We start from the raw sequence: 23,724 nt of genomic DNA, 5'->3' as shown, positions 1-23,724 counted from the left end.
TAAAAACGGAGTTGCGCCAGAGGCAGGTCAAGATGCGTAAAGGATTTATGGATAAGTTAAGAGTCGCCCTGCTGGGATTGCCGCGACGCCACAAGCGGGCGATACAAGTGGCAACAGACATTCTTCTTGTCTGGATTGCCCTCTGGCTGGCCTTCGTCGTTCGCTTGGGCGTTGAAGCATTGGCCAGCCCGATTGCAACGCATTTATGGCTTTTCGGCTCCGCCCCGTTGGTTGCCATTCCGATCTTCATCCGCTTTGGCATGTATCGCGCTGTGATGCGTTATTTTGGTAATGATGCGCTGATCACGATTTGCAAGGCGGTCAGCCTTTCGGCCTTGTTGCTGGCCCTTGTGGTGTATTGGTACAGCAATCATAAAACCGTGGTACCGCGCTCCATTATTTTCAATTATTGGTGGTTGAGTCTGGTCATGATTGGCGGTTTACGCCTGATGATGCGGCAGTATTTCCTGGGCGACTGGTTCGCCGCAGCTCAACATGTTCCATTCACCAATCGTGACGATGGACTGCCAAAGGTTGCTATCTACGGAGCGGGGGCCGCTGGTAATCAATTAGTGGCCGCGCTACGCATGGGGCGGGTGATGCGACCGGTTGCATTTATCGATGATGACAGCAATATCACAGACCGCGTGATCGCCGGGTTGCAGGTCTACGCGCCCAGAAATATTCAAAAGATGATCGATACAACCGGCGCAGAAGAAGTTCTGCTGGCGGTGCCTTCCTCATCACGTGGGCGTCGTCGGGAGATACTGGCGCTGCTTGAAGGTTTTCCGCTGCATGTGCGCAGCGTCCCGGGCTTCATGGACCTGGCCAGCGGTCGGGTCAAGGTCGATGACATCCAGGAAGTGGACATCGCGGACCTTCTCGGGCGTGATTCGGTACCTGCACAAGCTGACCTGCTTGAGCGTTGCATCGCTGGACAGTCGGTTCTGGTCACTGGTGCCGGCGGGTCGATTGGCTCCGAGCTTTGTCGGCAAATCCTGGCATTGAAGCCGACTACGCTGCTGCTGTATGAGCATAGCGAATTCAATCTCTATAGCATTCTGTCCGAGCTTGAACCTCGAATCATTCGAGAGTCGTTGTCGGTTCGGTTGCTGTCTATCCTGGGATCGGTACGAGATCAGGACAAGTTGCTGGACGTGATGAAGACCTGGGGTGTCGATACGGTCTATCACGCCGCCGCTTATAAACACGTCCCGATGGTCGAGCACAACATCGCCGAAGGCATCCTGAACAACGTAATCGGCACATTGAACACAGCACAGGCTGCGTTACAGGCGGGGGTATCGAACTTCGTCTTGATCTCCACCGATAAAGCGGTGCGCCCGACCAATGTAATGGGCAGCACCAAGCGGCTCGCGGAGCTGACATTGCAAGCCCTCAGTCGTGAGCTGGCCCCAGTGTTGTTCGGCGACATGAGTAACGTCTCGCGGGTGAACAAAACGCGCTTTACCATGGTCCGGTTCGGCAATGTATTGGGTTCGTCCGGTTCGGTTATTCCCCTGTTCCATAAACAGATCAAGTCCGGCGGGCCGTTGACTGTTACCCATCCCAAGATCACCCGCTATTTCATGACCATTCCCGAGGCCGCGCAATTGGTGATCCAGGCTGGCTCCATGGGGTTGGGCGGGGATGTGTTTGTACTGGACATGGGCGAGCCGGTGAGGATAGTCGAGCTGGCGGAAAAAATGATTCATTTGTCTGGCCTGAGCGTTCGTTCGGAAAAGAACCCCCACGGTGACATTTCAATCGAGTTCAGCGGCCTGCGCCCAGGCGAGAAGCTTTACGAGGAGTTGCTGATTGGCGATAACGTCGCCGCCACCCAGCACCCGATGATCATGAGTGCCAATGAGGACCATTTGTCGTGGGACACGCTCAAGACCAAGCTGGCCGAGTTGCTGGCCGCCATTGAGCACGATGACTATACCAGGGTCCGCCAGCTGCTTCGGGAGACTGTCAGCGGTTACGCACCGGACGGAGAGATTGTCGACTGGATCTATCAGCAGCGGCGTCTTGAACCCTGACTGTTACATACGCTGTAACGTACACATTTTTGACAGCGATCCATCATCGCCTAAGTTTGAGAGGCAGCTTCGGAAAAGCTGTTCCTTTCTTAACGATGTCATGGAGCTTCACTGATGCGTACACGCTATTTCTATTCCTTGGTTTTTGCCCTTCTGACAGGCGCCTCAATCGCTGCTGTCGCTGCACCCGCCGCCAAATTGGAAACCGTAGCCTCGCAACAGGCCATTGAGGTGGGCACATCTCAACGCGTAAAGATCGATCTTAATGGTGCCGATGCCACGACTTTGCAACGGGAGCTGTTGGGGGTAGGAGAGGCTAAAGCCAAGGCGATTGTCGCTTATCGTGAGAGTAATGGGGCGTTTTCGTCGGTTGAGGAGTTGTTAGAGGTCAAGGGAATTGGCAAGGCTATCGTGGATAGGAATCGCGACAAACTGGAAGTGAGATAAGGGTTAAATAAACGAAAAAGGCCGGTCTCGATGACCGGCCTTTTTTGCATTCCGTTCTAGCGCTACACAAAAACATTCAAACTCATCACGCACGCGCATCTTTTCAGGAAACGGCGCGCTGTAGCGAGTCGACGATATGGGGGAGTTGGTCCTCACTCAGTCCCATCCAGAGTGGCAGGCGGATCAAGCGTTCCGACATGGTATCTGTATTTGTCATCGCGCCATGGGTACGACCGTAACGTTGTCCTGCTGGCGAGGAATGTAGCGGTACGTAGTGGAACACCGAATAAATATGGTCGAGCTTGAGTTTATCTAGCGTGCGCTGGCGGTCGATGCAGGGAGCAAGCAAAACATAATACATGTGCGCATTGTGTGTGCAATTTGCCGGGATGACCGGACGGCGCACCGCGCCTGTCAACTCAAGCCCCTCGAGCGCCTGATGATAGCGGTTCCAGCTATTCAGGCGATTCTGTGTAATCGATTGTGCCTCTTCCAGCTGTGCCCAAAGAAACGCGGCGGTCAACTCCCCTGGCAGATAGGAAGATCCAACTTCCTGCCAAGTGTATTTGTCGACTTCCCCCCTGAAGAAGCGGCTTCGGTCCGTACCTTTCTCGCGAATGATTTCGGCGCGCAATGACATTGCCGGGTTGTTAATCAATAGCGCGCCGCCTTCGCCGGAAATTACGTTCTTGGTTTCATGGAAGCTATACGCACCTAAATCACCGATACTGCCTAAAGCTCTTCCTTTATACGAGGCCATGACCCCCTGAGCAGCATCTTCCACAACAGAGAGGCCGTGCCGGAGGGCGATCTCCATTATCGTGTCCATTTCGCATGCAACGCCAGCGTAGTGAACCGGAACGATTGCCTTGGTGCGAGGTGTAATCGCGGCTTCAATTAACCTTTCGTCCAAATTTAAGGTGTCTTCTCTGATATCCACAAACACGGGTATCCCGCCGCGCAACACAAATGCATTAGCGGTGGAAACGAATGTGTAGGATGGCATGATGACCTCGTCCCCAGGTTGAATATCCAGCAGTAGCGCGGACATTTCCAAGGCCGCAGTGCATGAGTGTGTCAATAATACTTTTTCACTATGGCTATACTGTTCCAGCCACTGATGGCAGCGCCGAGTGAAGGGGCCGTCACCAGAGAGTTTATTGAGGAATTTGGCTTCGGCGATATAGTAAAGCTCTTTACCCGTCATGTAAGGGCGATTAAAGGGGATTTTAAAGTCGCTCACTGCATGTCTCCGGATTATTGTTTTCTAGCTAACAACAGGAGCGAGCCCCCGAAGGGGAGCGTGATACCTGCCTTCAAAAAACCAAGCTCTATCTTCATGACGAATTCCAAGATCCGATTGGTTCGCTCGGAAACATTGAACTCGCTGTTTACTTCTGCATCCTTTTGTCCAGGGCGCTGCCTGGCCAGCCACATCAAGGGAACAAGAAAACTGACAAAAGATGTCACGTATCGAATTTCAAAACCCGCATCTTTCACCTTGGCGACCAGTTCGCGGCGAGTATAGCGGCGTACATGGCAGGCGCGTTCATCAGCTGCAGACCAAAGCCATTTGTGTTGGGGAACAGTCAGCAATAAATGACCATTTTCGTGCAGCGCGCGTGAAAGATTCGTCAGGACCTGCTCGTCTTCTTCTATATGCTCGATGACATCAAAAGCGCCAATCACGTCGAATCGTCCTACATCGGCCATGGTGCGCGCGTCCAGCCTTTCAAAGTTTGCCCCGGGTAACCGTCGACGTGCATGCGCCAGGCCTTCTTCATAAAACTCAGTTCCATGAAGGGCTGCCTCGGGGTACTCCTGGTGGACTCCTTCCAGCACAAAGCCAGTCCCGCAACCAATTTCCAGAAAATTGTGAATGTTGTCGATACGAGATTTCAGTACCCACATAATTACGCGGTTGCGGGCTCGAAACCACCAATGGCGTGCTTCAGCCAGGGCAAGGACTTCGAAGGCGGACTTAGGAAACGGGGTACGATCTGAGTTCATTGACCAGGTTCTCTGTTAATGAGTGCGCTTCAGGCGATTGTCCCGAATGGTATCCCACAAATAAATAATTCCTCCGCAAGCGGCGGGGATTAGTACCATTAGTGTGTAATTTGCAAGGGAAGCGCCTACGGCTACGTTGGCCGGTACGTCTAGCAAACCATAAAAATATACAAAAAAACCTTCTCGCACGCCGAGCCCGCCGATGGTTAATGGAACCATGGTCAGGATAGCAATGATAGGATATAACGCGAAGTGTTGAACGAAGGGGATATCGTAGCCATACGCTCGAAATACCAGATAGACCACCGATATCAGAGATATTTGATAGCAAAAAATATAGGGCAAAGAGCTTTTAAGCGCCCGTTGATAGGGAAAGCTAACCGTGCTGGCGTGAAGTTTTTCTATATATCCTAATAGGCGAGACAGCAGCGAGTTCTGGAAGGCGAGATGGCTATAGAGCGCATAGATTTTTCTACTGCTGAATAGAAATTGTGTGCCTATAGCGATGCAACTGATAACGAGAACGGTAATGATGAGAGTAGTATAGTCGTCTGAGCTCGGTAGAAAAGGTAGAGCGCAAAGGGTGAGAGCGCATAGCACCAATAGACCCATCATCCTTTCAATGATGACGGTACTGCCTGCCATTCCCCGCTTATCCGGATGACGCTGTTCGATATGGAACATACGAAAAGCGTCTCCGCCTTGTGACGAGGGAAAGACCAAGCCTTGGAACTGAGAGACCAAGCTCATCTTCCATAGACTAGGTAACGCTTCGTCAATTGAGTTAATTCGTAAAAAAACTTGCCAGCGACTGATGGAAAAAAACGAGCTTAGCGTCAGGGGGATGCCCGCAGCCAACGCAAGATAATGCCATGCTTTAATATCATCAATTAATGATGCTAGCTGGATATCCAGTGTTTTTGCCAGGAAGACGCAGATTAGAATGGCAAAAATCAGCTTTAAAATCGTTGCAGGCATGCGGGCGGCTCAATGTTTGAGGAAGGCGAACACTTCGCTAAACACAGATGAAGTTGCCTGTGCAGTGGGTGAAAGTGCAGGGTGGTCGTTTGCACGATGTTTCACCTTGAATGATGAGCGTACCGCTTATGATTGTTTTGAGTCTATATAGTTGACCAGATCATTTAATGTTTGAAGGCTTTCAATATCGCTGTCGGGTATCTGGATCTGGTAATGATCCTGGACCGCAAGCATGATGGCGAAAATGTCCATGGAGTCAATTCCCTGGTCGATCAACTTCAGGTTATCACGTAATGACGAGGCGTCAGCTACAACATTGGCCTTGCTGATGAGTTCGATGATCGTTTCTTTTGTTGTTGGCACGGTGGGTGTTTCCTTGTGCTGGTTTCTGGTGTCATCCCGGTCAGGATTTTGGCCGGGATTAGTGACGCAACGGGTGACAGGCGAGTTCGCGGCGGGCACGAAGCTCAAGGCCGAGAATTTTGCCACAATCCAAGCGGTCGCGGGGTTGTCCTGCATACAACTCGCGACCTTTTCCCAGGCAGCCGTCATTCGACGTTGAGGGCGCTGAAGTAGATGATTCCGATCTGTTCCGCACCGAGTTCGATGCGAGTACGGCTCAATCGAGTGCCCAGGGTTTGTTCGATCGTCAGTTCTACCCCGCCCAAGTCATGGCTCAGCGGCCACTTAGGGCTTTCCCAGCGACAGAAAACCCACTGGCTGCCATTGGGTAGGCACAGCTCTTTCAGATGCAACGCCTTGTTCAGCGATACCAATACCTCTATCGAGGAAAAGTCTTCTGGCATGTTCGTCAAGCCAATCGAATGCTTGGCGGGAGAATAACGACTGTTGCTGTTGACCAGCGACTCGTCATAGGCGCGTCGAGTTTCGGCAAGACCTTCGGCTTGAATCAATTTGCCTTCATGCTCAACGCCGTCGAGGTGAAAAGTGAAGCTGGCGATATCTTTACCCGCTGGCGCCTGGGGGGTGGACCTTGGCCACCAGTGACAGCTAAGCAAATGGTTGGTCATTGTGCCTATTTTGAAGTCGAGCTTTTCGATCCGTGCGTCCGGCGCATGATCCCTAATGGATTGCATCGTGGCACAGAGCATGTCGGCTCCCTGTATGTAAGTCCGTTCGCCCTTGAAGCCCAATGAAAGCTTGGTGGAGTGCATCACTTCAGTTTCCCCAGATGGGCCGTCATGTTCGCCCTATGATTTATCGCGAAGTTTCCGGACACAACGCTATGTGATGCGATGTCGCTGATGACCACCGAGCCCATTTTTATTTGTACCGCATCCCCGATTACCAGACCCTGGGCGATGGAGCAGGAGGCACCGACCCATACGCCTGCTCCCAAGCGAGAGCGCCCGGCGACCACGGTGTTGCCAGATACCACGCAATTTTCGCCAATCACCGCGCCGTGACCAATATTGCTCATGATGCCAATCTGGCAATTATCGTGGATGGTGGTCGGTTGCTGGAACAACGAACGCGCGATCACTGCGCCAGCGAGTATTTGGCAGCCCGATCCGATGCGTACACCACCCTGATGCTTGACCATCATCAGTGTGCCGTCGCCGTTGCGCAGGGTGATGAGGCCCTCAGCGCCCACCACGGCATTCGAACCAATGAAAACGTTGTCTCCGATCTCGACAGGGCCTTCAATGACAACATTCGCTGAAACTTCGACGTTATTGCCCAGTCTGGCCAATGGCGAGATAACGGCGCTGGGGTGTAGCCTGCAGTTGTCTCCGATGAAGGGGGGACGCAAAGTTGCGCATCCAGTGTCTTGGTTGAAACTATTGTAGAGACGGAAAAAGGATGTGCGAGGGTCGATGCAGAATACAATTGTTTTTTCTGTTTGCCGTATTTCATCTTTGAGGTTTTCGGGGCACAGAATACAGGCCACATTGCCGACAGCCAGCGCTTTGTGCAGGTAATGAATATTCTGACAGTACACTAGTGCGCCCGGTGTCTGTGCTTCAATTTCGTCGAGGTGCGTAAAGAAACCGCTATTCAGAATATCTTCGACCGGAAAATAATCCATGACTCGGTAGGTGGAGGTCATTATTAATCCACACGCTCTTCGATAATGGGGAACTGGCTAAGATGAGTTGCATTTTCTACCAGCCTCCCGAGGTACTCTCCCTGTACGCCCAAAGCCAGGAGTATGTTACCGGCGAGAAAGGATACGAGGATCGCAAGTGACGCCCAGCCGGGCACGATATGATCAGTCAGGAGGGTACGCAGCAGCACGTATACAGCGAAGAGAATGCTCGACGCACTGACCATGAAGCCCCAGATCACCACATAGCGCAATGGCAGGAGCGAATAATTGATGATAAGAAATGACAGCGTTTTGAACATCTTGCCCAGGGTATAGGTGCTTGGGGCACCGTCGGCGCGCGGTGCGTGACGGATGGTCACATTCGCCATCATGCTGATGGGCACCGAGTTGAACAACATCGCGGCGATATGGGGATGTGACCCTTGATAACTGGCCAGCTGTTTCGCCACTTGCTGGCTCATCGCCCTGTAGCTCGAAAGGCCGAAATCGGTTGGTTTGCCCAACACCTTGCTGACCAGCCTCTGGTTAAGCCAGGAGGCCACGTTACGCCAGGCACTGTGTTGTTTTTCGGCCATCGGTATCTTGCCAATTACGACATGCTTGCCAGCCTGAAGCTGGTCGATGAAGAGTGACAGGTCTTCAGGAAAACACTGCAGGTCATCGTCGATCGTCACGACATAGCGTTTGCACGCGTAGCTGATGCCACACAGGGTGGCGTGTTGTTGCCCTTTGTTCTTTGCGAAGCGAATGGCTTTGACCCGCGGATCCTGTTCGTGGAGCGCGAGTGCGACAAACCACGTCTGATCCGGGCTCGCATCGTCTACCAGAATGATCTCCCAGTCGTCGCAAATCTGCCCAAGGGCTGCTTGTGCGCGTGCGTAAAACTCTGGGAGCGTACTCATGCTCCTATAAACGGGTACAACCAAGCTAACTGAAACGGTTCTATCGATCACCTTGAGTTTCATCCTGACCATTGGATTGAACGATGACACAGGCTGCCGATGCTTCCTGCATGGATGTTACGGGCTTGTAGATTCGTTGCTTTCCGCTTGGCCGTGCACGCCATGTTGCGACCGATTGGGTGGGGCATCAGGCTTTACCAGTCGCCGGCGTCGCTAGACTTCAAGCAGGCATTTGATGGAACCTCAGTGGATCTTCGGTAAAAAAGGAGCGATTTTAAGCCATGGAGGAGATGGTGTCACGGCACGGGGAACGATGCTCTTCAATTGGAGAGGGCCACCTTGGTGTTCGAAGCGTTACCTCGAATGGACATCACGCTGAACAGTGGGGCTCGACGGACACATGATGTCGGGATTCGGCTATCATCGACGCCGACGAGTAGGCCTCTATTGACGAAGATGGACAGTTCATCTTGATTTGACCGGATGTTGATTAATGAGAGAAGCGGTAATAAGAAAAATCCAGATCCTTCACCTGATATTATTTTTTGCAGTATTACTGAGTGGGATATTTCTCCCGATCTATTCCGATGAGGTGGTAACAAAGTTCAGAATTGCGCGCCTTTTTCTTGAGGAGGGCAATGCGGTTACCTTGTTTCCACAATGCACGGCTACCGCCGGGCGAGCGGTCGCTTGGATATTTTATCCTGCGGCGATGTTGCTGTCGGCCGTGTATGCCCACCTGGGGCCGCTTGGCCTGCGGGTAAGCGGTATTGTTTTGGCGCTGATCTGGTTCGGTTTGCTGGCTTATTGGTGTTTGCGCCAAGCGCACGACTCGGGAGCAGGGCTCCAGCGTTTTGCTGGATTAGTCGCAGTGGCGTCACTGGGTGTCTTGCCTTTTTTGTGGGTTATGTCGCGTCCGGAGCATCTTCTGATGCTGGCGATTCTGGTGCTCTGTTTGGCTGCACTGTTCTTGAAGAAAGGAAAGTCTCCACGTGCCCAAGCGGTAATGGCGGCAGGGTTAGCCTTTTTGCTGTCTTTCTTTTTCTATGCCCATCCCAAAAGCCTGTTTTACATGCCGTTCGCGCTGGCAGCCGTCTGGTCGGCGACGGCTACCTACCATAAAGTAGTTCGCTATGGCCTGCTGCTATTCGTCCTTGCCCTATGCATTCAAGTCTTCCTGTATTTCAGTGCACTGGGGGGCTGCCAGGACGCTTCGCATATTCAACAGATGTTAGCGGCCAATACCCTATTTCCGGGCATGTTGTTCAGTGCTCCCTTTGAGTTCATCAATGCTGCCTATAACAATTTAATAAGCTTTCCTGAGCGGATGTTGCCGCATCTGACATTTAATGCCACGTACCAATCCGGTTGGCTGCCTCCCATGGCGGTTAGCTTTGGAGCGTTGCCATACCTTAATTTGGCTATTGAATACGTCCTGTACGCATTTATAGTCGCAACTCACGTTCTAAGTATTCTGGTGTTTTGTTTACAAATATTTCGCCGACGAATCACTGTCCCGGTGGTGTTGGCGCTATTGTTGGCCGGGGCAAATGTGATCAACGCATTCTTTTACAATATCCAGAATTTCTACGCAGGCGTTCAATTCGTGCCTGTCTCCATCATCATAGCGGCTTTATTGATGCATACCCGGCGCGCAGCAAAGCTGAACAACTCATCTGTATTGGCAGCTTATTCACTTCTATTGATCCTGGCGATGGCGTCGCTGGTAACATTATCGGTACTCGTTACGCCAGGCCTCGTTGGCAATGCAGCTTTTACCCAGTCAAGCTTGCCTGGGCAACCACTGTCGATTCCGGTGTTTGGTGTACAACCTCATTTGGAGTCAATAACAAAGTTGGGGGCGTCATGCAATATTCCTGCGCAGTCAGCAGAGAATGTCGTCGTTGATCACATGACATACTTTGCCTACCTGCGCGATAAGCAACCGATCCACGTGCTTTATGTGTCCGAAACTGGTTATGGCGGCGACTTGAGTAATGGCAGGTTGTTGCCGTTTCTAAAAGGATTGAACAGTCCAGGGCTGATCACCCGGTGCGAATGGGTACCGTATCCGTTCAGGGGCGCGCAGGAAAAAGATGATAAAGGTTATTGCTGTGTCAATTTCGATAAGCTCTGACTGATACTGACTTTGATTACATCGCCCGCACACCTGCGCCTGGTGTCTGGCTCCGCGCCTGATGAGGCGTGTTTCCAGGCACCTTGGCTGGCCCGTGACCGGTATATCCATGATTCGCTGGCCGAAGGCGACAAAGTTGCGGCTCACGAAGCCATGAGCCTTTGTCTCGACGATTCCGAGCAACTGCTGACTCCCACCTATCACCACTGATCAAGGACCCGCGCTATGTACAAAGACTACCCAGCCGCCTATCAGGTCAGCAAAGGTTCAGCCCTGCAGGTGGACAAGCCTTTCTACGACCGCATCCGCACCCAGCAGAACAAGCGCACCCTGATCGAACAGTTCGAGGTGCCTATCCGCACCGGCCGCGCCTGGCACGTACCCGCCGGTCATGTGTTCCGCGTCACCACCCCGGTGGGGCCTCAGGTGGGAGACTTCAACGTCTGGAACGCCCACGACCCGCGAGAACGCCTGTGGGCGGCGCGCACGCGGCAGCTTCAGGGTGCCCACGTCAGCACTCATGATCGGTTGTGGTCTAACCTGCCATTCCTGCGGCCGCTGGTGACCATCACCGATGACAGCCTGGCCGGCTACGGCATCGATGAGCATGGCGGACGACTGCACGATCTGCTGGGTACGCGCTGTGATCCATACGTGAACAAGATGCTGACCGGCGAGGATTTCCATCATCACTGCCATTCGAACCTGACCCGTGCGGTCTTGCCCCACGGCTTGACGGAGTTCGACGTGCACGACGTGCTGAATATTTTCCAGTGCACCGGGCTCAACCATGACGACATGTACTTCATGAAGGCCTGTCCGGCGCAGAAGGGTGATTACCTGGAATTCTTTGCCGAGATCGATCTGTTGTGTGCACTGTCCACCTGCCCGGGGGGTGACCTGTCGCTGGCGATGTGGGGGCCGGATGCGCAGGATCCTCTCAGCGTCTGTCGTCCGCTGGGGGTGGAGATCTATCGGTTGGAGGATTCATTGCTGGAAGGCTGGAGCCAGCCTGAGCGGGCGGCGTACAACGGGATGCATGGCTTGCACATCGCCAAGGCGGATTGGGAAAAGTGATGCAGCAGGCGCTCTTGTGGCGAGGGAGCTTGCTCCCGCTGGGCTGCGCAGCAGCCCCCAAATCATGACTCAATCAGCCTGGCCCACCGCGTCGGCAGGTTTGAGGGGCCGCTTCGCGCCCCAGCGGGAGCAAGCTCCCTCGCCACGAGATCGGTGTGAGGCCGCGGTTAACGGTCCTTGGCTTCTTTCGCATCCATTTCCGCGTTGCGCTCGGCAACACGCTTGCGCTGTTCGTCCGTCAATTCGACCTTGTTGGCGGTGTCGCGCAGCATCATCAGACCACCAACGATCGAGCCGATTGCAACAATCAGAATCAACCAGGCATACCAGGGCATAGGGCTCTCCTTGATGGCGCGATGGACGGACGAACATTCGCCGATCCATCGCACCTACCACTTATGAGCGAAGGTTGTTCGCGGTGGTTCAATATTACGCCCGTTCGGCCGGCTTCACCTTAAAGCCCGGTCAGCATCGCATCGGCGGGCGCGTCCGCACGCAGTTGTGCGGTGAGGATGAAATAGACGAAGCCCACTGCCATGAACCCGAGGAAGATCAGCCCGATCAGTGCGTTGAACCAGGCCATCGCCACCAGGCACACCAGCGCCAGCAACAGGGCGATCCCCGGCACGATCGGATAACCCGGTGCGCGGAAAGTACGTTCCAGGTTGGGTTCGGTTTTACGCAATTTGAACAGGCTGAGCATGCTCATGATGTACATGACGATGGCACCGAACACGGCCATGGTGATCATCGCCGCGGTCAGGGTCATGCCGCCGAGGTTGATCAAGCCGTCGCTGTAGATCGCGGCAATGCCGATCAGCCCACCGGCGATGATCGCCCGGTGCGGGGTCTGGAAGCGTGACAGTTTGGCCAGGGAGGCGGGCAGGTAGCCGGCGCGGGCCAGGGCGAAGAACTGCCGCGAATAGCCCAGGATGATCCCGTGGAAACTCGCCACCAGGCCGAACAGGCCGATCCAGACCAGCATGTGCAACCAGCCGGAGCTTTCGCCGACCACGGTTTTCATGGCTTGTGGCAAGGGATCGTTGATGTTCGACAGGGTGCGCCAGTCGCCGACGCCGCCGGCCAGGAACATCACACCCATTGCCAGGAACACCAGGGTCAGGATGCCGCTGATGTAAGCCTTGGGAATTGTGCGTTTCGGGTCCTTGGCTTCTTCGGCGGCCATGGCCGCACCTTCGATGGCCAGGAAGAACCAGATGGCGAAGGGAATCGCGGCGAACATGCCGGCAATGGCTGGGGCGCCAAACACATCCGAACCGGCCCAGCCGTTCAGGGCGAAGCTGCTGAAACTGAATGCCGGGGCGACGACGCCCATGAACACCAGCAGTTCGGCCACCGCCAGGACGCAGACAATCAGCTCGAACGTCGCCGCCAATTTGACCCCGAGGATGTTCAGGCCCATGAACACGATATAGGCGCCGACCGCCGCGTGTTTCGGGTCCAGCGCCGGGAACTGCACATTCAGGTAGGCGCCGATGGCCAGGGCAATGGCCGGCGGCGCGAAGACGAATTCGATCAGCGTCGCCAGCCCTGCAATCAATCCGCCTTTCTCGCCGAAGGCGCGACGGCTGTAGGCAAACGGCCCACCAGCATGGGGAATGGCGGTGGTCAGCTCGGTGAAGCTGAAAATGAAGCAGGTGTACATGGCCGCCACCATGAAGGACGTCACCAGGAAACCTAGCGTCCCGGCCACGCCCCAGCCATAGCTCCAGCCGAAATACTCGCCGGAAATCACCAGGCCGACGGCAATGCCCCATAAATGCAGGGTGCCCAGGGTGGGTTTGAGTTGTGTGTTCATCGGTGGCTCCCCTCGATCCATAGCAAAAGCGCTGGGGGAGGGGCAGTGCAGTGGTCGTGCCATTGTGGCGGGGGCGGTCGTAATGGGTGAAATCGTGTCGTATCGGGGATGTTCGCTGCCGGATGGTCTGGTTTTGTGCCCCAGTTCAGAGCGTCGGCGCCTGTCCGGGCCTCATCGCGAGCAAGCTCGCTCCCACAGGGTGGACACAGATTCTGTATTCACAACAGACCAAAATCTGGGAGCGAGCTTGTCGCGATAGGGCCAGCCCTGCCAACCAATCCCTCATTTTTTACACTTTCTTTATCCCCCAAGCCCCCGTCCGATCTCGTTCCTTTACAGCCTCCCTGCCGACAATCACCCCACACACGGCACGACGCCGTACCACGGAGAAATCCCATGAGTGTTCTGGACGGGGTGTCGCTGCTGCTGGCAGTGGCGCTGTTCATTTATCTGCTGGTTGCGCTGTTGCGCGCCGATCGGAACTAGGAGCGGCTATGCACGGTTATGACTACGGGCTGATCCTCGCCTTCTTCGCCCTGGTGCTGATTCCGGCACCGTTTCTGGGGCGTTTTTACTACCGGGTGATGGAAGGCCAGCGCACCTGGCTTTCCCCGATCCTCGGCCCGGTGGAGCGCGGTTGCTATCGCCTGGCCGGTGTCGATTCCAGCGCTGAGCAGAGCTGGCAGAAATACACCCTGGCCATGCTCGCGTTCAACCTGGCGGGTTTTGTGTTGCTGTTTGCGATTCTGCTGCTGCAGGGACATCTGCCCCTCAATACCGAGCAACTGCCCGGCATGGAGTGGACCCAGGCCTTCAACACGGCCGTGAGTTTCATGACCAACACCAACTGGCAGTCCTACAGCGGTGAAGCGTCCCTGAGCTACCTGAGCCAGATGGTCGGCCTGACCGTACAGAACTTTGTCAGTGCCGCCACCGGCCTGGCCGTGCTGGTGGCGCTGTGTCGCGGGATCGGGCGCAAGTCCGCCACGACGCTGGGTAATTTCTGGGTCGACATGACCCGCGCCACCCTCTACGGGTTGTTGCCGTTGTGCCTGCTGCTGGCGTTGTTCCTGGTCTGGCAGGGCGTGCCGCAGACTTTCGCGCACTATGTCCACGGGGTCACGATGCAGGGCGCCGACCAGGTCATCCCGCTGGGGCCGGCCGCCAGCCAGATCGCGATCAAGCAATTGGGTACCAACGGCGGCGGTTTCTTCGGCGTCAACTCGGCGCATCCGTTCGAAAACCCGACGGCCTGGAGCAATCTGTTCGAGCTCGCGTCGATCATCCTGATTCCCGCCTCGCTGGTGTTCACCTTCGGCCATTACGTCAAGGACCTGCGTCAGAGTCGCGCGATCATCGCGTGCATGCTGGCGCTGTTCCTGATCGGTGGCGCGACGTCGCTGTGGGCCGAATACCAGCCCAACCCGGCCCTGAACGACCCCGCCGTCGAACAGACTGCGCCGCTGGAAGGTAAGGAGACGCGCTTCGGCACCACCGCCACGGTGCTGTGGTCGGTAACGACCACGGCTGCGTCCAACGGCTCGGTCAACGCCATGCATGACAGTCTCAACCCGCTCAGTGGCATGGTGGCGCTGGTGAACATGATGGTCGGCGAGGTGATCTTCGGCGGCGTCGGGGCCGGGCTCTACGGCATGCTGTTGAATGTGTTGATCGCCGTGTTCCTGGCCGGCTTGATGATCGGTCGCACCCCGGAATACCTGGGCAAGAAGCTGGGTGCCCGAGAGGTGCAACTGTTGGTGGCGACCCTGCTGGTGATGCCCGTCAGCGTGCTGGTGCTGGGTGCCGTCGCCGCGAGCCTGCCCGGGCCTGCCGCCGCGGTGAGCAACCCGGGGGCCCACGGGTTCAGCCAGTTGTTGTACGCCTACACCTCGGCGGGAGCGAACAACGGTTCGGCATTCGGCGGGTTCGGTGCCAACACACCTTTCCACAACCTGATGCTGGGCCTGGGCATGTTGATCGGCCGGTTCGGCTACATCCTGCCGGTGCTGGCATTGGCTGGCAGCCTGGCCTTGAAGAAAACCGCGCCGATTGGCCAGAACAGTTTTCCTACCCATGGCCCGCTGTTCGTGACCTTGTTGACCGTGACCATCCTGCTGGTGGGCGGCTTGACCTTCCTGCCGACCCTGGCGCTGGGGCCGATTGCCGAACACTTGAGCATGGGCTTCTGAGGATCTGATGATGAATATGCCGATGAGCAAAACCGTCGCCGCCAAGGCGCCGGAACAACCGAAGACCCACCTGTCGGCCCTCTGGCGGCCAGCGTTGGTGCAAGCCTTCGTCAAGCTCGATCCTCGCCAATTGCACCGTGCCCCGGTGATGCTGGTGGTGGAACTGACCGCGATCCTCACCACCGTGTTGTGTTTCATTCCCGACACTACGGTGCCGACCTTTGTCGCCGCGCAAATTGCACTGTGGCTGTGGTTCACCGTGCTGTTCGCCAACTTCGCCGAAGCCTTGGCCGAAGGGCGCGGCAAGGCCCGGGCCGACAGCCTCAAGGCCGGCAGCGAAGGCCTCAACGCACGTCGCCAGACTGCCAGCGGGTTCGAAACAGTCCCCGCCACCCGTCTGCGCAAAGGCGATGTGGTGCGTGTCGAGGCCGGCGACATGATCCCCGGCGACGGTGAGGTGATTGAAGGCATCGCTGCGGTCAACGAGGCGGCGATCACCGGCGAATCGGCGCCGGTCATCCGCGAGTCCGGCGGCGATCGCTCGGCCGTCACCGGCAATACGCGGCTGGTCTCCGACTGGCTGCTGATACGCATCACCAGCAATCCCGGCGAGTCCACCCTGGACCGCATGATCGCCTTGGTCGAAGGCGCCAAGCGCCAGAAAACGCCGAATGAGGTGGCGCTGGATATCCTGCTGCTCGGCCTGACGCTGATCTTCCTGTTGGTGGTGGTGACGCTGCAACCGTTCGCCCATTTCGCCAACGCCAGCCTGCCGCTGGTGTTTCTGGTGGCGCTGTTGGTCACCTTGATTCCCACCACCATCGGCGGGCTGCTGTCGGCCATCGGCATCGCCGGGATGGACCGGTTGGTGCGCCTGAACGTGATCGCCAAATCCGGCCGTGCGGTCGAGGCGGCGGGGGACGTGCATGTGCTGATGCTGGACAAGACCGGCACCATCACCTTTGGCAATCGGCGTTGTACGGCGGTCTATGCCGCCCCGGGTGTGAGTGCCAAGGAGCTGGCCGAAGGTACGCTGTTCGCCTCGTTGGCTGACGACACGGCCGAGGGCAAGTCCATCGTCGAATACCTGCGAGGTTTGCACCCACAGCCTGAGCCGAGCGTCGACGCACTCACGGCCGTGCCGTTCAGTGCCGAAACCCGTCTGTCCGGGGTCGACTATCAGGGGCGCATCTATCGCAAGGGCGCCGTGGACTCGTTGCTGGATTTCATCGGCCTTGCACGCAATGAGTTGCCGCCGGTCCTGGCGCGGGAGATCGACAAGATCGCCCAGAGCGGCGGTACGCCGTTGCTGGTGTGCGCGGACGGCAAGCTGCTCGGCGCTATCCATCTCAAGGACGTGGTCAAGCCCGGCATCCGTGAGCGTTTTGCCGAGCTGCGCAAGCTGGGGATTCGCACGGTGATGGTCACCGGCGACAACCCGCTGACTGCCGCCGCGATTGCCGCCGAGGCCGGTGTCGACGACGTGTTGGCGGAGGCCACGCCGGAGAAAAAACTGGCGCGTATCCGTCACGAGCAAAATGACGGTCGGCTGGTGGCCATGTGCGGCGACGGCGCGAACGACGCCCCGGCCCTGGCCCAGGCCGATGTCGGCATGGCGATGAACGACGGCACCCAGGCCGCGCGGGAAGCGGCCAACATGGTCGACCTCGACAGCGACCCGACCAAATTGCTGGACGTGGTGCAGATCGGCAAGGAGCTGTTGGTGACCCGTGGGGCGCTGACCACCTTTTCCATCGCCAACGACATCGCCAAGTATTTCGCCATCCTGCCGGCACTGTTCGCGTCGATTTATCCACAGCTCGGCGTGCTGAACGTGATGCACCTGAGCAGCCCGCAGAGCGCGATTCTGTCGGCCATTGTCTTCAACGCCTTGATCATCGTCGTGCTCATCCCTCTGGCCCTGCGCGGCGTGCGCGTGCAAGCGGCAAGCGCGGCGGCGCTGTTGCGGCGCAATCTGTTGATCTATGGCCTGGGCGGGATCGTGGTGCCGTTCGTGGGGATCAAGGCGATCGATATGTTGCTGACGGCGTTGCACCTGGTTTGAGCCTGATGTTCGGCGCACAGATTTTTTGTGCCAAGAGAGGTTTTGTGGCGAGGGAGCTTGCTCCCGCTGGGTTGCGAAGCAACCCCCAGGAAATTGACTGCAACCAGCCTGACACACAGCTGGGGCTGGTTTTGGGTCTGCTTCGCAGCCCAGCGGGAGCAAGCTCCCTCGCCACGATAAATTTTTTGATTCGAGGATTTTGAAATGTCCACTCTGATTCGCCCGGCCTTGAGCCTGTTATTGCTGATGAGCCTGATCACCGGCGTCGCCTACCCACTGGTGGTCACCGGCGTGGCGCAAGTCGCCTTTCCCACCCAAGCCAACGGCAGCCTGATCGTCGATGCCGCCGGCAAGGTCCGTGGCTCGACGCTGATCGCCCAGGACTTCACCGGCGATGCCTGGTTTCATCCACGGCCATCGGCCGGTGCCTTCGCCACGGTCGCCAGCGGTGCGAGCAATTTCTCCCCGAGCAATCCGGCCCTGGCCACACGAGTGATCGATGACGCCCGCAAGCTTCAGGTGCCTGGTCAGGGCCCGGTGCCGCTGGCATCGCTGACCACCTCCGGCAGTGGGCTGGATCCGCACTTGCCTCCGGCGGCAATTGCCTATCAACTGGCGCGTGTCGCCGCCGCGCGCAACCTGCCGGCCTCGACCTTGCAGCAATTGCTCGACGACAACACCGAGCAACCCCTGGTGGGCCCACCGGTGGTGAATGTGCTGGCGCTGAACCTGGCCCTGGAAAAACTGTAGAACCTGTGGGAGCGAGCTTGCTCGCGATGAGGGTGTATCAGTCACCATCAATGTTCGCTGAGCTGCCGCTATCGCGAGCAAGCTCGCTCCCACAGGGGGACTGAACCTATCCGAAACAAGAGAATCCCCAGCATGAGCGACTCCGGCCGCGCCGACGCACTGTTAGCCAATCTGCCCCGTAACGGCCGTGGCCGGCTCAAGGTCTTTCTTGGCGCGGCCCCGGGTGTCGGCAAGACCTACGCCATGCTGCAAGCGGCTCACACCCAACTGCGCCAAGGCGTGACGGTCATCGCCGGGGTGGTGGAGACCCACGGCCGAAGCGAAACCGAAGCGCTGCTCGGCGGCCTGGCGCAGCAGCCGTTGGTGCGCTCGGAATATCGCGGCGTGATGCTCGAGGAAATGGATCTCGACGGCTTGCTCGCCGCCCGGCCGCACCTGGTCCTGGTGGACGAACTGGCCCACAGCAACGCCCCCGGCAGCCGCCATGCCAAGCGCTGGCAGGACATTCAGGAACTGCTCGCGGCGGGCATCGACGTCTACACCACGGTCAATGTCCAGCATCTGGAAAGCCTCAACGACCAAGTACGCGGCATCACCGGCGTGCAGGTACGCGAGACGTTGCCGGACTGGGTCCTGCAGGACGCCGATGAACTGCTGCTGATAGACCTGCCACCCCGTGAGCTGCTGGAGCGTCTGCGCGATGGCAAGGTCTACGTGCCGGAACAGGCCCGGGCGGCGATCGATGCGTTTTTCTCCCAGACCAACCTGACCGCGTTGCGTGAGCTGGCGATGCAGACCGCCGCCGCCCAGGTCGACAATGATCTGGCCCTGGGCTATCGGCAACTGGGCCAGGCCGCGCCGGCGGTGCGCGGACGTTTGCTAGTGGGGGTGGACGGTGATGTGCAGGCTGAACGCCTGGTGCGCCATGCCAGCCGCGTCGCCCAGCGTCGGCATCTGCCGTGGAGCTTGGTGCACGTGGACAACGGCAGCGCCCGTGACGAAGCCTCACGCCAGCGCTTGCAGAATGCCCAGCAACTGGCTGAACGCCTCGGCGGCGAAGTGGTGCTGCTGCGGGCCGGCGAGGTGGCCAGGACGCTGATCCAGCACGCCAGCGAACGCCGCGCCACGCTGGTGCTGGTGGGCCAGTCCCGGCCGCGCCTGCGCCGACGGCTGTTTGGCGGCGGCCTCGCTTCGCGCCTGCTGCGCGATGCCCGGGGCCTGGAAATCAATGTGTTGGACAGCGATGAGCAACCGCGCCCCGCCCGCGTGCACTCAGGCGCCGTCCAGACCAGGTTCGATTATGTGCTGGCGTTGCTGGCGACCATGGTTGCCAGCGCATTGGCCTGGGGTATCTCGGGATTGCTGGCGTTGCCCAATATCTCCCTGGTGTTCCTGATGGCGGTGTTGCTGGTGGCCGTCCGCAGCAGCCTCGGCCCGGCGCTGGCCTGCGCGGCGCTGTCGTTCCTGGCCTACGATTTTCTGTTCATCCCGCCGAATTTTTCCCTGACCATCCAGCGCGAAGAAGACGTGCTGACGCTGGTGTTTTTCCTGCTCATGGCGGCCCTGACCGGCAACCTGGCCGCTCGCCAGCGCCGCCAGTTGCAGGCCCTGCGCGACACCCAACAGGAAACCGGCGAACTGCTGGACCTGTCCCGCAAACTCACTGCCGCCACCGACCGCCAGGCCGTGATCAGCGCCGCCGCGCAGCACCTCAACGGTTGGCACGACTTGCAGCTCTGCCTGCTCGACCGCGACAGCCAGGGCGGTTGGAAGGTCGAAAGCGGTGAGCCGTTGACCCTCACCGAGGCCGAGCGCGCGGCGGCTGACTGGTCCTGGCAGCACGATCAGTCGGCCGGCGCCGGCACCGGGACACTGCCCTCCGGGCGTTGGTGGTGGTGGCCGTTGTCGGCGGAGGGCGGGCCGCTGGCCTTGCTGGGTGTCTGCCCGAAAGAAGGCCAGGCCCTGAGTGGTCAGCGCCGCCGTTTGCTGGCGGCCCTCAGTCAGCCATTGGCCCAGGCGCTGGCTCGGGCGCAACTGGCCCAGGACCTGGAAGCGGCGCGTCTGCATGGCGAAACCGAGCAACTGCGCAGCGCGTTGCTGGCTTCCGTGTCCCATGATCTGCGCACACCGCTGACCGCCATGCGCGGCAGCATCGACAGCTTGTTGGCGCTGGGGGAGGCGATTCCGCTGGCCGATCGTCGCGAGCTGCTCGAAGGCACCCGCGATGAAGCCGAGCGGTTGGATCGCTACATCCAGAACTTGCTGGACATGACTCGCCTGGGCCACGGCGCCCTGAAGCTGGCGCGGGACTGGGTGGCACCGGCCGACATCGTTGGCAGTGCGCTGAATCGCCTGCGAGCGGTGTTGGCGCCCCTGGCGCTCACGGTCGAGGTGCCGGCTGAATTGCCCTTGCTGTATGTTCACGCGGCGTTGATCGAGCAGGCCCTGGTGAACGTGCTGGAAAACGCGGCGCGGTTCTCGCCAGCCCAAGGACGCCTGTTGCTGAGCGCCGGGGCGACCGCCAATGAGGTGTTTTTTGCCGTGGCCGATGAAGGCCCCGGGATTCCTGAAGAGGAGCGGGAGAAAATCTTCGATATGTTCTACACCGCCGCGCGCGGTGATCGGGGCGGGCAGGGCACTGGGTTGGGATTGGCGATCTGCCAGGGCATGGTCGGTGCCCACGGCGGGCGAATCAGCGTGGCCGATGGCCTCGACGGACGCGGTACCTGCATCACGTTGCACTTGCCGTTGCAGGCGCAACCGGGCATGGACGATGAAGCTTGAGCCCGGCTGAGATACTCTCTTGTCACTTGCGTGCCTTTCCACTGGATTGCAACGAACGAACCCCATGAGCCAGACCGCGACCCTTTTGGTCATCGATGACGAACCGCAGATCCGCAAATTCTTGCGCATCAGCTTGAGCTCCCAGGGCTACAAGGTGCTGGAAGCCGGCACCGGCGCCGAAGGGCTGGCCCAAGCGGCGCTGAACAAGCCCGATCTGCTGGTGCTCGACCTGGGCCTGCCGGACATGGACGGCCAACAGGTGTTGCGCGAGTTTCGCCAATGGTCGACGGTGCCGGTGCTCGTGCTCTCGGTGCGGGCCAGTGAAGCGCAGAAAGTCGAGGCGTTGGACAACGGCGCCAACGATTACGTGACCAAGCCGTTCGGTATCCAGGAATTCCTCGCCCGCATTCGCGCCTTGTTGCGCCAGGCCTCGGCCGGCGAGCCACAGGAAGCCGCGCTGAAGTTCGGCCCGCTGACGGTGGACCTGGCCTATCGACGGGTGCTGCTGGACGGCACCGAAGTGGCCCTGACCCGTAAGGAATACGCCGTCCTGGCGCAACTGGCGCGGCACCCGGGGCGGGTCATCACCCAGCAGCAATTGCTCAAGGACATCTGGGGCCCGACCCACACCGACGACAGTCACTACCTGCGGATCGTGGTCGGTCACCTGCGCCAGAAGCTGGCCGACGACCCGACCCGGCCGCGGTTCATCGTGACCGAGGCGGGGGTGGGGTATCGGTTGTTGGGGGAGGGTGGGCTTTAGTTCTGTGTTGTCCGGGCCACCGCCATCGCGAGCAAGCTCGCTCCCACAGGGTCCACCACAGATTCAGTGTGGGAGCGAGCTTGCTCGCGATGAGGCCCCCACAGCCAGCGCAAATGCCTAGTTCTGTTCACGCTCATAGCGATCCAGGGTATCGCTGGCAATCTCCCGCCCCAAGGCGATCAACTCCGGCGCCTTGTAGAACTCGAAAAAACGGCACACCCGTTTCGGCACGTTGATCAGCACATCCGGCGGGTAACCGGCGATCTTGTACTGGGCCAGCGAGGTCTGCATCACTTCGAAACTCTGGTTGATCAAGTCCAGCAACGAAGCCGGGCCGACGTTATCGATGATGAATGAACCGGTGGCGGATTTCGGTGCGCCTTCGTTCTCTGGCGCGGCAGCCGGTTGTTGGCCCTCGGGCTCGGCCGAGTCGATCCACGGGTTGATCTCGGCGGCCTCGGCCTTCAAGGCTTCCTGTTCCAGCAGCAACAACTGCTCGGCCTGCTTGCGGCGAAACGGCAGGCGCGAGCCCAGGGAACTGACCAGGGTGTCGAAGCGGCGCCTGAACGCGGCGGGGCGCGGGATCACCGGTAATCGGTACTGTTTCTGGTTGGTGGCGTTGAGGTTGACCGCGATGATCAAGTCGCAGTGGCTCGACACCACCGGCACGATCGGCAACGGATTGAGCAGGCCGCCATCCACCAGCATGCGATTGCCTTGCATCACGGGTGTGAACAGGCTGGGAATCGCCGCTGAGGCACGCATCGCCTGGTGCAGGCAGCCTTCCTGGAACCAGATTTCCTGCTGGTTGGTCAGGTCGGTCGCGACGGCGGTGTAGGGGATGCGCAGCTCTTCGATGTTGAGCTCGCCGACGATCTTGCGGATCTGCCCAAAGACCTTCTCGCCGCGGATCGCCCCCAGGCGAAAACTGACGTCCACCAGGCGCAGGACATCCAGGTAATCCAGGCTTTCGATCCAGTTGCGATACTCATCGAGCTTGCCCGCCGCATAGATCCCACCCACGACAGCACCCATGGAGCAGCCGGCGACGCAGGCAATGTCGTAGCCACGTCGTTCGATTTCTTCGATCACCCCGATATGGGCATAGCCCCGGGCGCCACCCGAGCCCAATACCAATGCGACACGTTTTGTCATGACCCGGCCTCTTGTCGAACAGACTTCAACAATGCACTCATCGACGGCTCGGCTCAATCGTTGTGGTGCAGACGTCGTTTTTTGACACGCTGCGACGGCATTTGCGTATGCTCGGCCACACTTGAATTTACGCGGTCAAGCAAGGCACTTTTCGCCGTTGCCACCGTCTTAACAGCACGACTGTTGACCTGACCTGAGGTGTTATTGATGAAAGCTCGGATCCGCCTGCCTTTGGTGGCATCTTTGATGATTTTGGCCCTGGCCGGTTGCGCAGGTAAAACCGCTTACCGCGACAGTTGCGGCAGCCAGCTCGACAGCGCCTGGCATGAACTGGACCTGGCCAAGGCCGAAGGTTTTGCCGGCACCGTCAGCTACTCCAAGGCCTTGTCCCTGCTGACGGGCGCCAAGACCCAGCAGCAATTCGAAGCGTTCGAAGGCTGCACCAAGAAAGCCGAGAAGGCGCGTTTCTACATCCGCGAATCCCGCGCGGGACGATAAAGGCAGCCGCAAGCTACAAGCTGCAAGAGGGCGATAC

Annotated in this window: 21 protein-coding genes and 1 pseudogene; 12 read left to right on the top strand and 10 right to left on the bottom strand. The window is 58.4% G+C overall.

Annotated elements, in window-relative coordinates; translation table 11 throughout:
• Positions 1-47: 47 nt before the first annotated feature.
• Entirely contained in the window at positions 48-2,042 is a 1,995-nt protein-coding gene (locus BLO80_RS05100; RefSeq protein ID WP_092327144.1) for a polysaccharide biosynthesis protein, read from the top strand.
• A gap of 114 nt (positions 2,043-2,156) precedes the next feature.
• Positions 2,157-2,489 carry a ComEA family DNA-binding protein gene (locus BLO80_RS05095; RefSeq protein WP_092327142.1) on the top strand — a complete coding sequence of 111 codons (333 nt, stop codon included), beginning with the start codon at positions 2,157-2,159 and terminating at the stop codon, positions 2,487-2,489.
• 103 nt (positions 2,490-2,592) lie between these two features.
• Here BLO80_RS05095 and rffA read toward each other — a convergent pair whose 3' ends face one another.
• The 7 genes from rffA to BLO80_RS05060 form a co-directional block, all read right to left on the bottom strand.
• A complete protein-coding gene (rffA, locus tag BLO80_RS05090) occupies positions 2,593-3,732 on the bottom strand; it encodes a dTDP-4-amino-4,6-dideoxygalactose transaminase (RefSeq protein WP_092327141.1) in 1,140 nt (379 codons plus the stop codon).
• A gap of 14 nt (positions 3,733-3,746) precedes the next feature.
• Positions 3,747-4,499 carry a class I SAM-dependent methyltransferase gene (locus BLO80_RS05085; protein ID WP_092327139.1) on the bottom strand — a complete coding sequence of 251 codons (753 nt, stop codon included), beginning with the start codon at positions 4,497-4,499 and terminating at the stop codon, positions 3,747-3,749.
• Between the two features lie 15 nt (positions 4,500-4,514).
• The gene (locus BLO80_RS05080; RefSeq protein ID WP_092327138.1) at positions 4,515-5,477 is read right to left on the bottom strand and encodes a lysylphosphatidylglycerol synthase transmembrane domain-containing protein; all 963 of its coding nucleotides are present in this window, start codon (positions 5,475-5,477) and stop codon (positions 4,515-4,517) included.
• 126 nt (positions 5,478-5,603) lie between these two features.
• Positions 5,604-5,996 (bottom strand): acyl carrier protein, encoded by a 393-nt coding sequence (locus tag BLO80_RS05075; RefSeq protein WP_175459448.1) that lies wholly within the window; start codon positions 5,994-5,996, stop codon positions 5,604-5,606.
• 29 nt (positions 5,997-6,025) lie between these two features.
• Positions 6,026-6,655 carry a hypothetical protein gene (locus tag BLO80_RS05070; protein ID WP_139196911.1) on the bottom strand — a complete coding sequence of 210 codons (630 nt, stop codon included), beginning with the start codon at positions 6,653-6,655 and terminating at the stop codon, positions 6,026-6,028.
• Entirely contained in the window at positions 6,652-7,548 is an 897-nt protein-coding gene (locus tag BLO80_RS05065) for a DapH/DapD/GlmU-related protein (protein WP_092327133.1), read from the bottom strand. The genes BLO80_RS05070 and BLO80_RS05065 overlap by 4 nt, the downstream gene beginning before the upstream one ends.
• Before the next feature lie 2 nt (positions 7,549-7,550).
• Positions 7,551-8,513: a glycosyltransferase family 2 protein gene (locus BLO80_RS05060; protein WP_256574121.1), complete on the bottom strand. Its 963-nt coding sequence runs from the start codon at positions 8,511-8,513 to the stop codon at positions 7,551-7,553.
• 430 nt (positions 8,514-8,943) lie between these two features.
• Between BLO80_RS05060 and BLO80_RS05055 the strand changes: the two genes are divergently transcribed.
• From BLO80_RS05055 to BLO80_RS05045, 3 genes and pseudogenes are all read left to right on the top strand, one after another.
• A complete protein-coding gene (locus BLO80_RS05055) occupies positions 8,944-10,587 on the top strand; it encodes a hypothetical protein (protein ID WP_256574120.1) in 1,644 nt (547 codons plus the stop codon).
• Between the two features lie 27 nt (positions 10,588-10,614).
• Positions 10,615-10,797: pseudogene (locus BLO80_RS05050) on the top strand (GntR family transcriptional regulator); the annotation flags it as partial.
• A gap of 15 nt (positions 10,798-10,812) precedes the next feature.
• Positions 10,813-11,664 carry an urea carboxylase-associated family protein gene (locus BLO80_RS05045; protein WP_092327130.1) on the top strand — a complete coding sequence of 284 codons (852 nt, stop codon included), beginning with the start codon at positions 10,813-10,815 and terminating at the stop codon, positions 11,662-11,664.
• 167 nt (positions 11,665-11,831) lie between these two features.
• On the opposite strand, the gene BLO80_RS05040 is transcribed toward BLO80_RS05045, so the two are convergent.
• On the bottom strand, positions 11,832-11,999 hold the full coding sequence (locus BLO80_RS05040) for a DUF2897 family protein (RefSeq protein WP_003183831.1): 168 nt from the start codon (positions 11,997-11,999) through the stop codon (positions 11,832-11,834).
• A gap of 119 nt (positions 12,000-12,118) precedes the next feature.
• Entirely contained in the window at positions 12,119-13,483 is a 1,365-nt protein-coding gene (eat, locus tag BLO80_RS05035) for an ethanolamine permease (RefSeq protein ID WP_072408386.1), read from the bottom strand.
• A 396-nt stretch (positions 13,484-13,879) separates the two neighbouring features.
• Between eat and kdpF the strand changes: the two genes are divergently transcribed.
• From kdpF to BLO80_RS05005, 6 genes are all read left to right on the top strand, one after another.
• The gene (kdpF, locus tag BLO80_RS05030; protein ID WP_003218754.1) at positions 13,880-13,969 is read left to right on the top strand and encodes a K(+)-transporting ATPase subunit F; all 90 of its coding nucleotides are present in this window, start codon (positions 13,880-13,882) and stop codon (positions 13,967-13,969) included.
• Between the two features lie 8 nt (positions 13,970-13,977).
• Positions 13,978-15,672, top strand: a complete 1,695-nt coding sequence (gene kdpA / locus BLO80_RS05025; protein WP_092327128.1) for a potassium-transporting ATPase subunit KdpA — start codon at positions 13,978-13,980, stop codon at positions 15,670-15,672.
• Positions 15,673-15,682: 10 nt separating this feature from the next.
• On the top strand, positions 15,683-17,737 hold the full coding sequence (kdpB, locus tag BLO80_RS05020; protein WP_092327127.1) for a potassium-transporting ATPase subunit KdpB: 2,055 nt from the start codon (positions 15,683-15,685) through the stop codon (positions 17,735-17,737).
• A 204-nt stretch (positions 17,738-17,941) separates the two neighbouring features.
• Positions 17,942-18,487 (top strand): potassium-transporting ATPase subunit KdpC, encoded by a 546-nt coding sequence (kdpC, locus tag BLO80_RS05015; protein ID WP_092252890.1) that lies wholly within the window; start codon positions 17,942-17,944, stop codon positions 18,485-18,487.
• 132 nt (positions 18,488-18,619) lie between these two features.
• Positions 18,620-21,271 carry a sensor histidine kinase gene (locus tag BLO80_RS05010; RefSeq protein WP_092327125.1) on the top strand — a complete coding sequence of 884 codons (2,652 nt, stop codon included), beginning with the start codon at positions 18,620-18,622 and terminating at the stop codon, positions 21,269-21,271.
• Positions 21,272-21,335: 64 nt separating this feature from the next.
• A complete protein-coding gene (locus BLO80_RS05005; protein WP_092327124.1) occupies positions 21,336-22,034 on the top strand; it encodes a response regulator in 699 nt (232 codons plus the stop codon).
• 117 nt (positions 22,035-22,151) lie between these two features.
• Here BLO80_RS05005 and BLO80_RS05000 read toward each other — a convergent pair whose 3' ends face one another.
• Positions 22,152-23,189: a patatin-like phospholipase family protein gene (locus tag BLO80_RS05000; protein ID WP_092327122.1), complete on the bottom strand. Its 1,038-nt coding sequence runs from the start codon at positions 23,187-23,189 to the stop codon at positions 22,152-22,154.
• Positions 23,190-23,396: 207 nt separating this feature from the next.
• Here BLO80_RS05000 and BLO80_RS04995 point away from each other — a divergent pair, with 207 nt between their 5' ends.
• Positions 23,397-23,687, top strand: coding sequence for a hypothetical protein (locus tag BLO80_RS04995; protein WP_092327121.1), 291 nt, complete (start codon positions 23,397-23,399; stop codon positions 23,685-23,687).
• Positions 23,688-23,724: the final 37 nt, after the last annotated feature.

This window comes from Pseudomonas sp. NFACC56-3 (assembly GCF_900100025.1).
GTDB classification, from domain to species: Bacteria; Pseudomonadota; Gammaproteobacteria; order Pseudomonadales; family Pseudomonadaceae; genus Aquipseudomonas; species Aquipseudomonas fluorescens_AA.
Note: the sequence above shows the minus strand (reverse complement) of the source record. Positions and strands in the feature narration are given on the sequence as shown.

Bases quoted from the DNA above. Each gene is read 5' to 3' on its own strand.
- BLO80_RS05100 (WP_092327144.1), top strand. From the start codon at position 48: ATGGATAAGTTAAGAGTCGCCCTGCTGGGATTGCCGCGACGCCACAAG.
- BLO80_RS05095 (WP_092327142.1), top strand. From the start codon at position 2,157: ATGCGTACACGCTATTTCTATTCCTTGGTTTTTGCCCTTCTGACAGGC.
- BLO80_RS05085 (WP_092327139.1), bottom strand. From the start codon at position 4,499: ATGAACTCAGATCGTACCCCGTTTCCTAAGTCCGCCTTCGAAGTCCTT.
- BLO80_RS05080 (WP_092327138.1), bottom strand. From the start codon at position 5,477: ATGCCTGCAACGATTTTAAAGCTGATTTTTGCCATTCTAATCTGCGTC.
- BLO80_RS05075 (WP_175459448.1), bottom strand. From the start codon at position 5,996: ATGCAGGACAACCCCGCGACCGCTTGGATTGTGGCAAAATTCTCGGCC.
- BLO80_RS05065 (WP_092327133.1), bottom strand. From the start codon at position 7,548: ATGACCTCCACCTACCGAGTCATGGATTATTTTCCGGTCGAAGATATT.
- BLO80_RS05060 (WP_256574121.1), bottom strand. From the start codon at position 8,513: ATGAAACTCAAGGTGATCGATAGAACCGTTTCAGTTAGCTTGGTTGTA.
- BLO80_RS05055 (WP_256574120.1), top strand. From the start codon at position 8,944: ATGAGAGAAGCGGTAATAAGAAAAATCCAGATCCTTCACCTGATATTA.
- BLO80_RS05045 (WP_092327130.1), top strand. From the start codon at position 10,813: ATGTACAAAGACTACCCAGCCGCCTATCAGGTCAGCAAAGGTTCAGCC.
- BLO80_RS05040 (WP_003183831.1), bottom strand. From the start codon at position 11,999: ATGCCCTGGTATGCCTGGTTGATTCTGATTGTTGCAATCGGCTCGATC.
- eat (WP_072408386.1), bottom strand. From the start codon at position 13,483: ATGAACACACAACTCAAACCCACCCTGGGCACCCTGCATTTATGGGGC.
- kdpF (WP_003218754.1), top strand. From the start codon at position 13,880: ATGAGTGTTCTGGACGGGGTGTCGCTGCTGCTGGCAGTGGCGCTGTTC.
- kdpA (WP_092327128.1), top strand. From the start codon at position 13,978: ATGCACGGTTATGACTACGGGCTGATCCTCGCCTTCTTCGCCCTGGTG.
- kdpB (WP_092327127.1), top strand. From the start codon at position 15,683: ATGAATATGCCGATGAGCAAAACCGTCGCCGCCAAGGCGCCGGAACAA.
- kdpC (WP_092252890.1), top strand. From the start codon at position 17,942: ATGTCCACTCTGATTCGCCCGGCCTTGAGCCTGTTATTGCTGATGAGC.
- BLO80_RS05010 (WP_092327125.1), top strand. From the start codon at position 18,620: ATGAGCGACTCCGGCCGCGCCGACGCACTGTTAGCCAATCTGCCCCGT.
- BLO80_RS05005 (WP_092327124.1), top strand. From the start codon at position 21,336: ATGAGCCAGACCGCGACCCTTTTGGTCATCGATGACGAACCGCAGATC.
- BLO80_RS05000 (WP_092327122.1), bottom strand. From the start codon at position 23,189: ATGACAAAACGTGTCGCATTGGTATTGGGCTCGGGTGGCGCCCGGGGC.
- BLO80_RS04995 (WP_092327121.1), top strand. From the start codon at position 23,397: ATGAAAGCTCGGATCCGCCTGCCTTTGGTGGCATCTTTGATGATTTTG.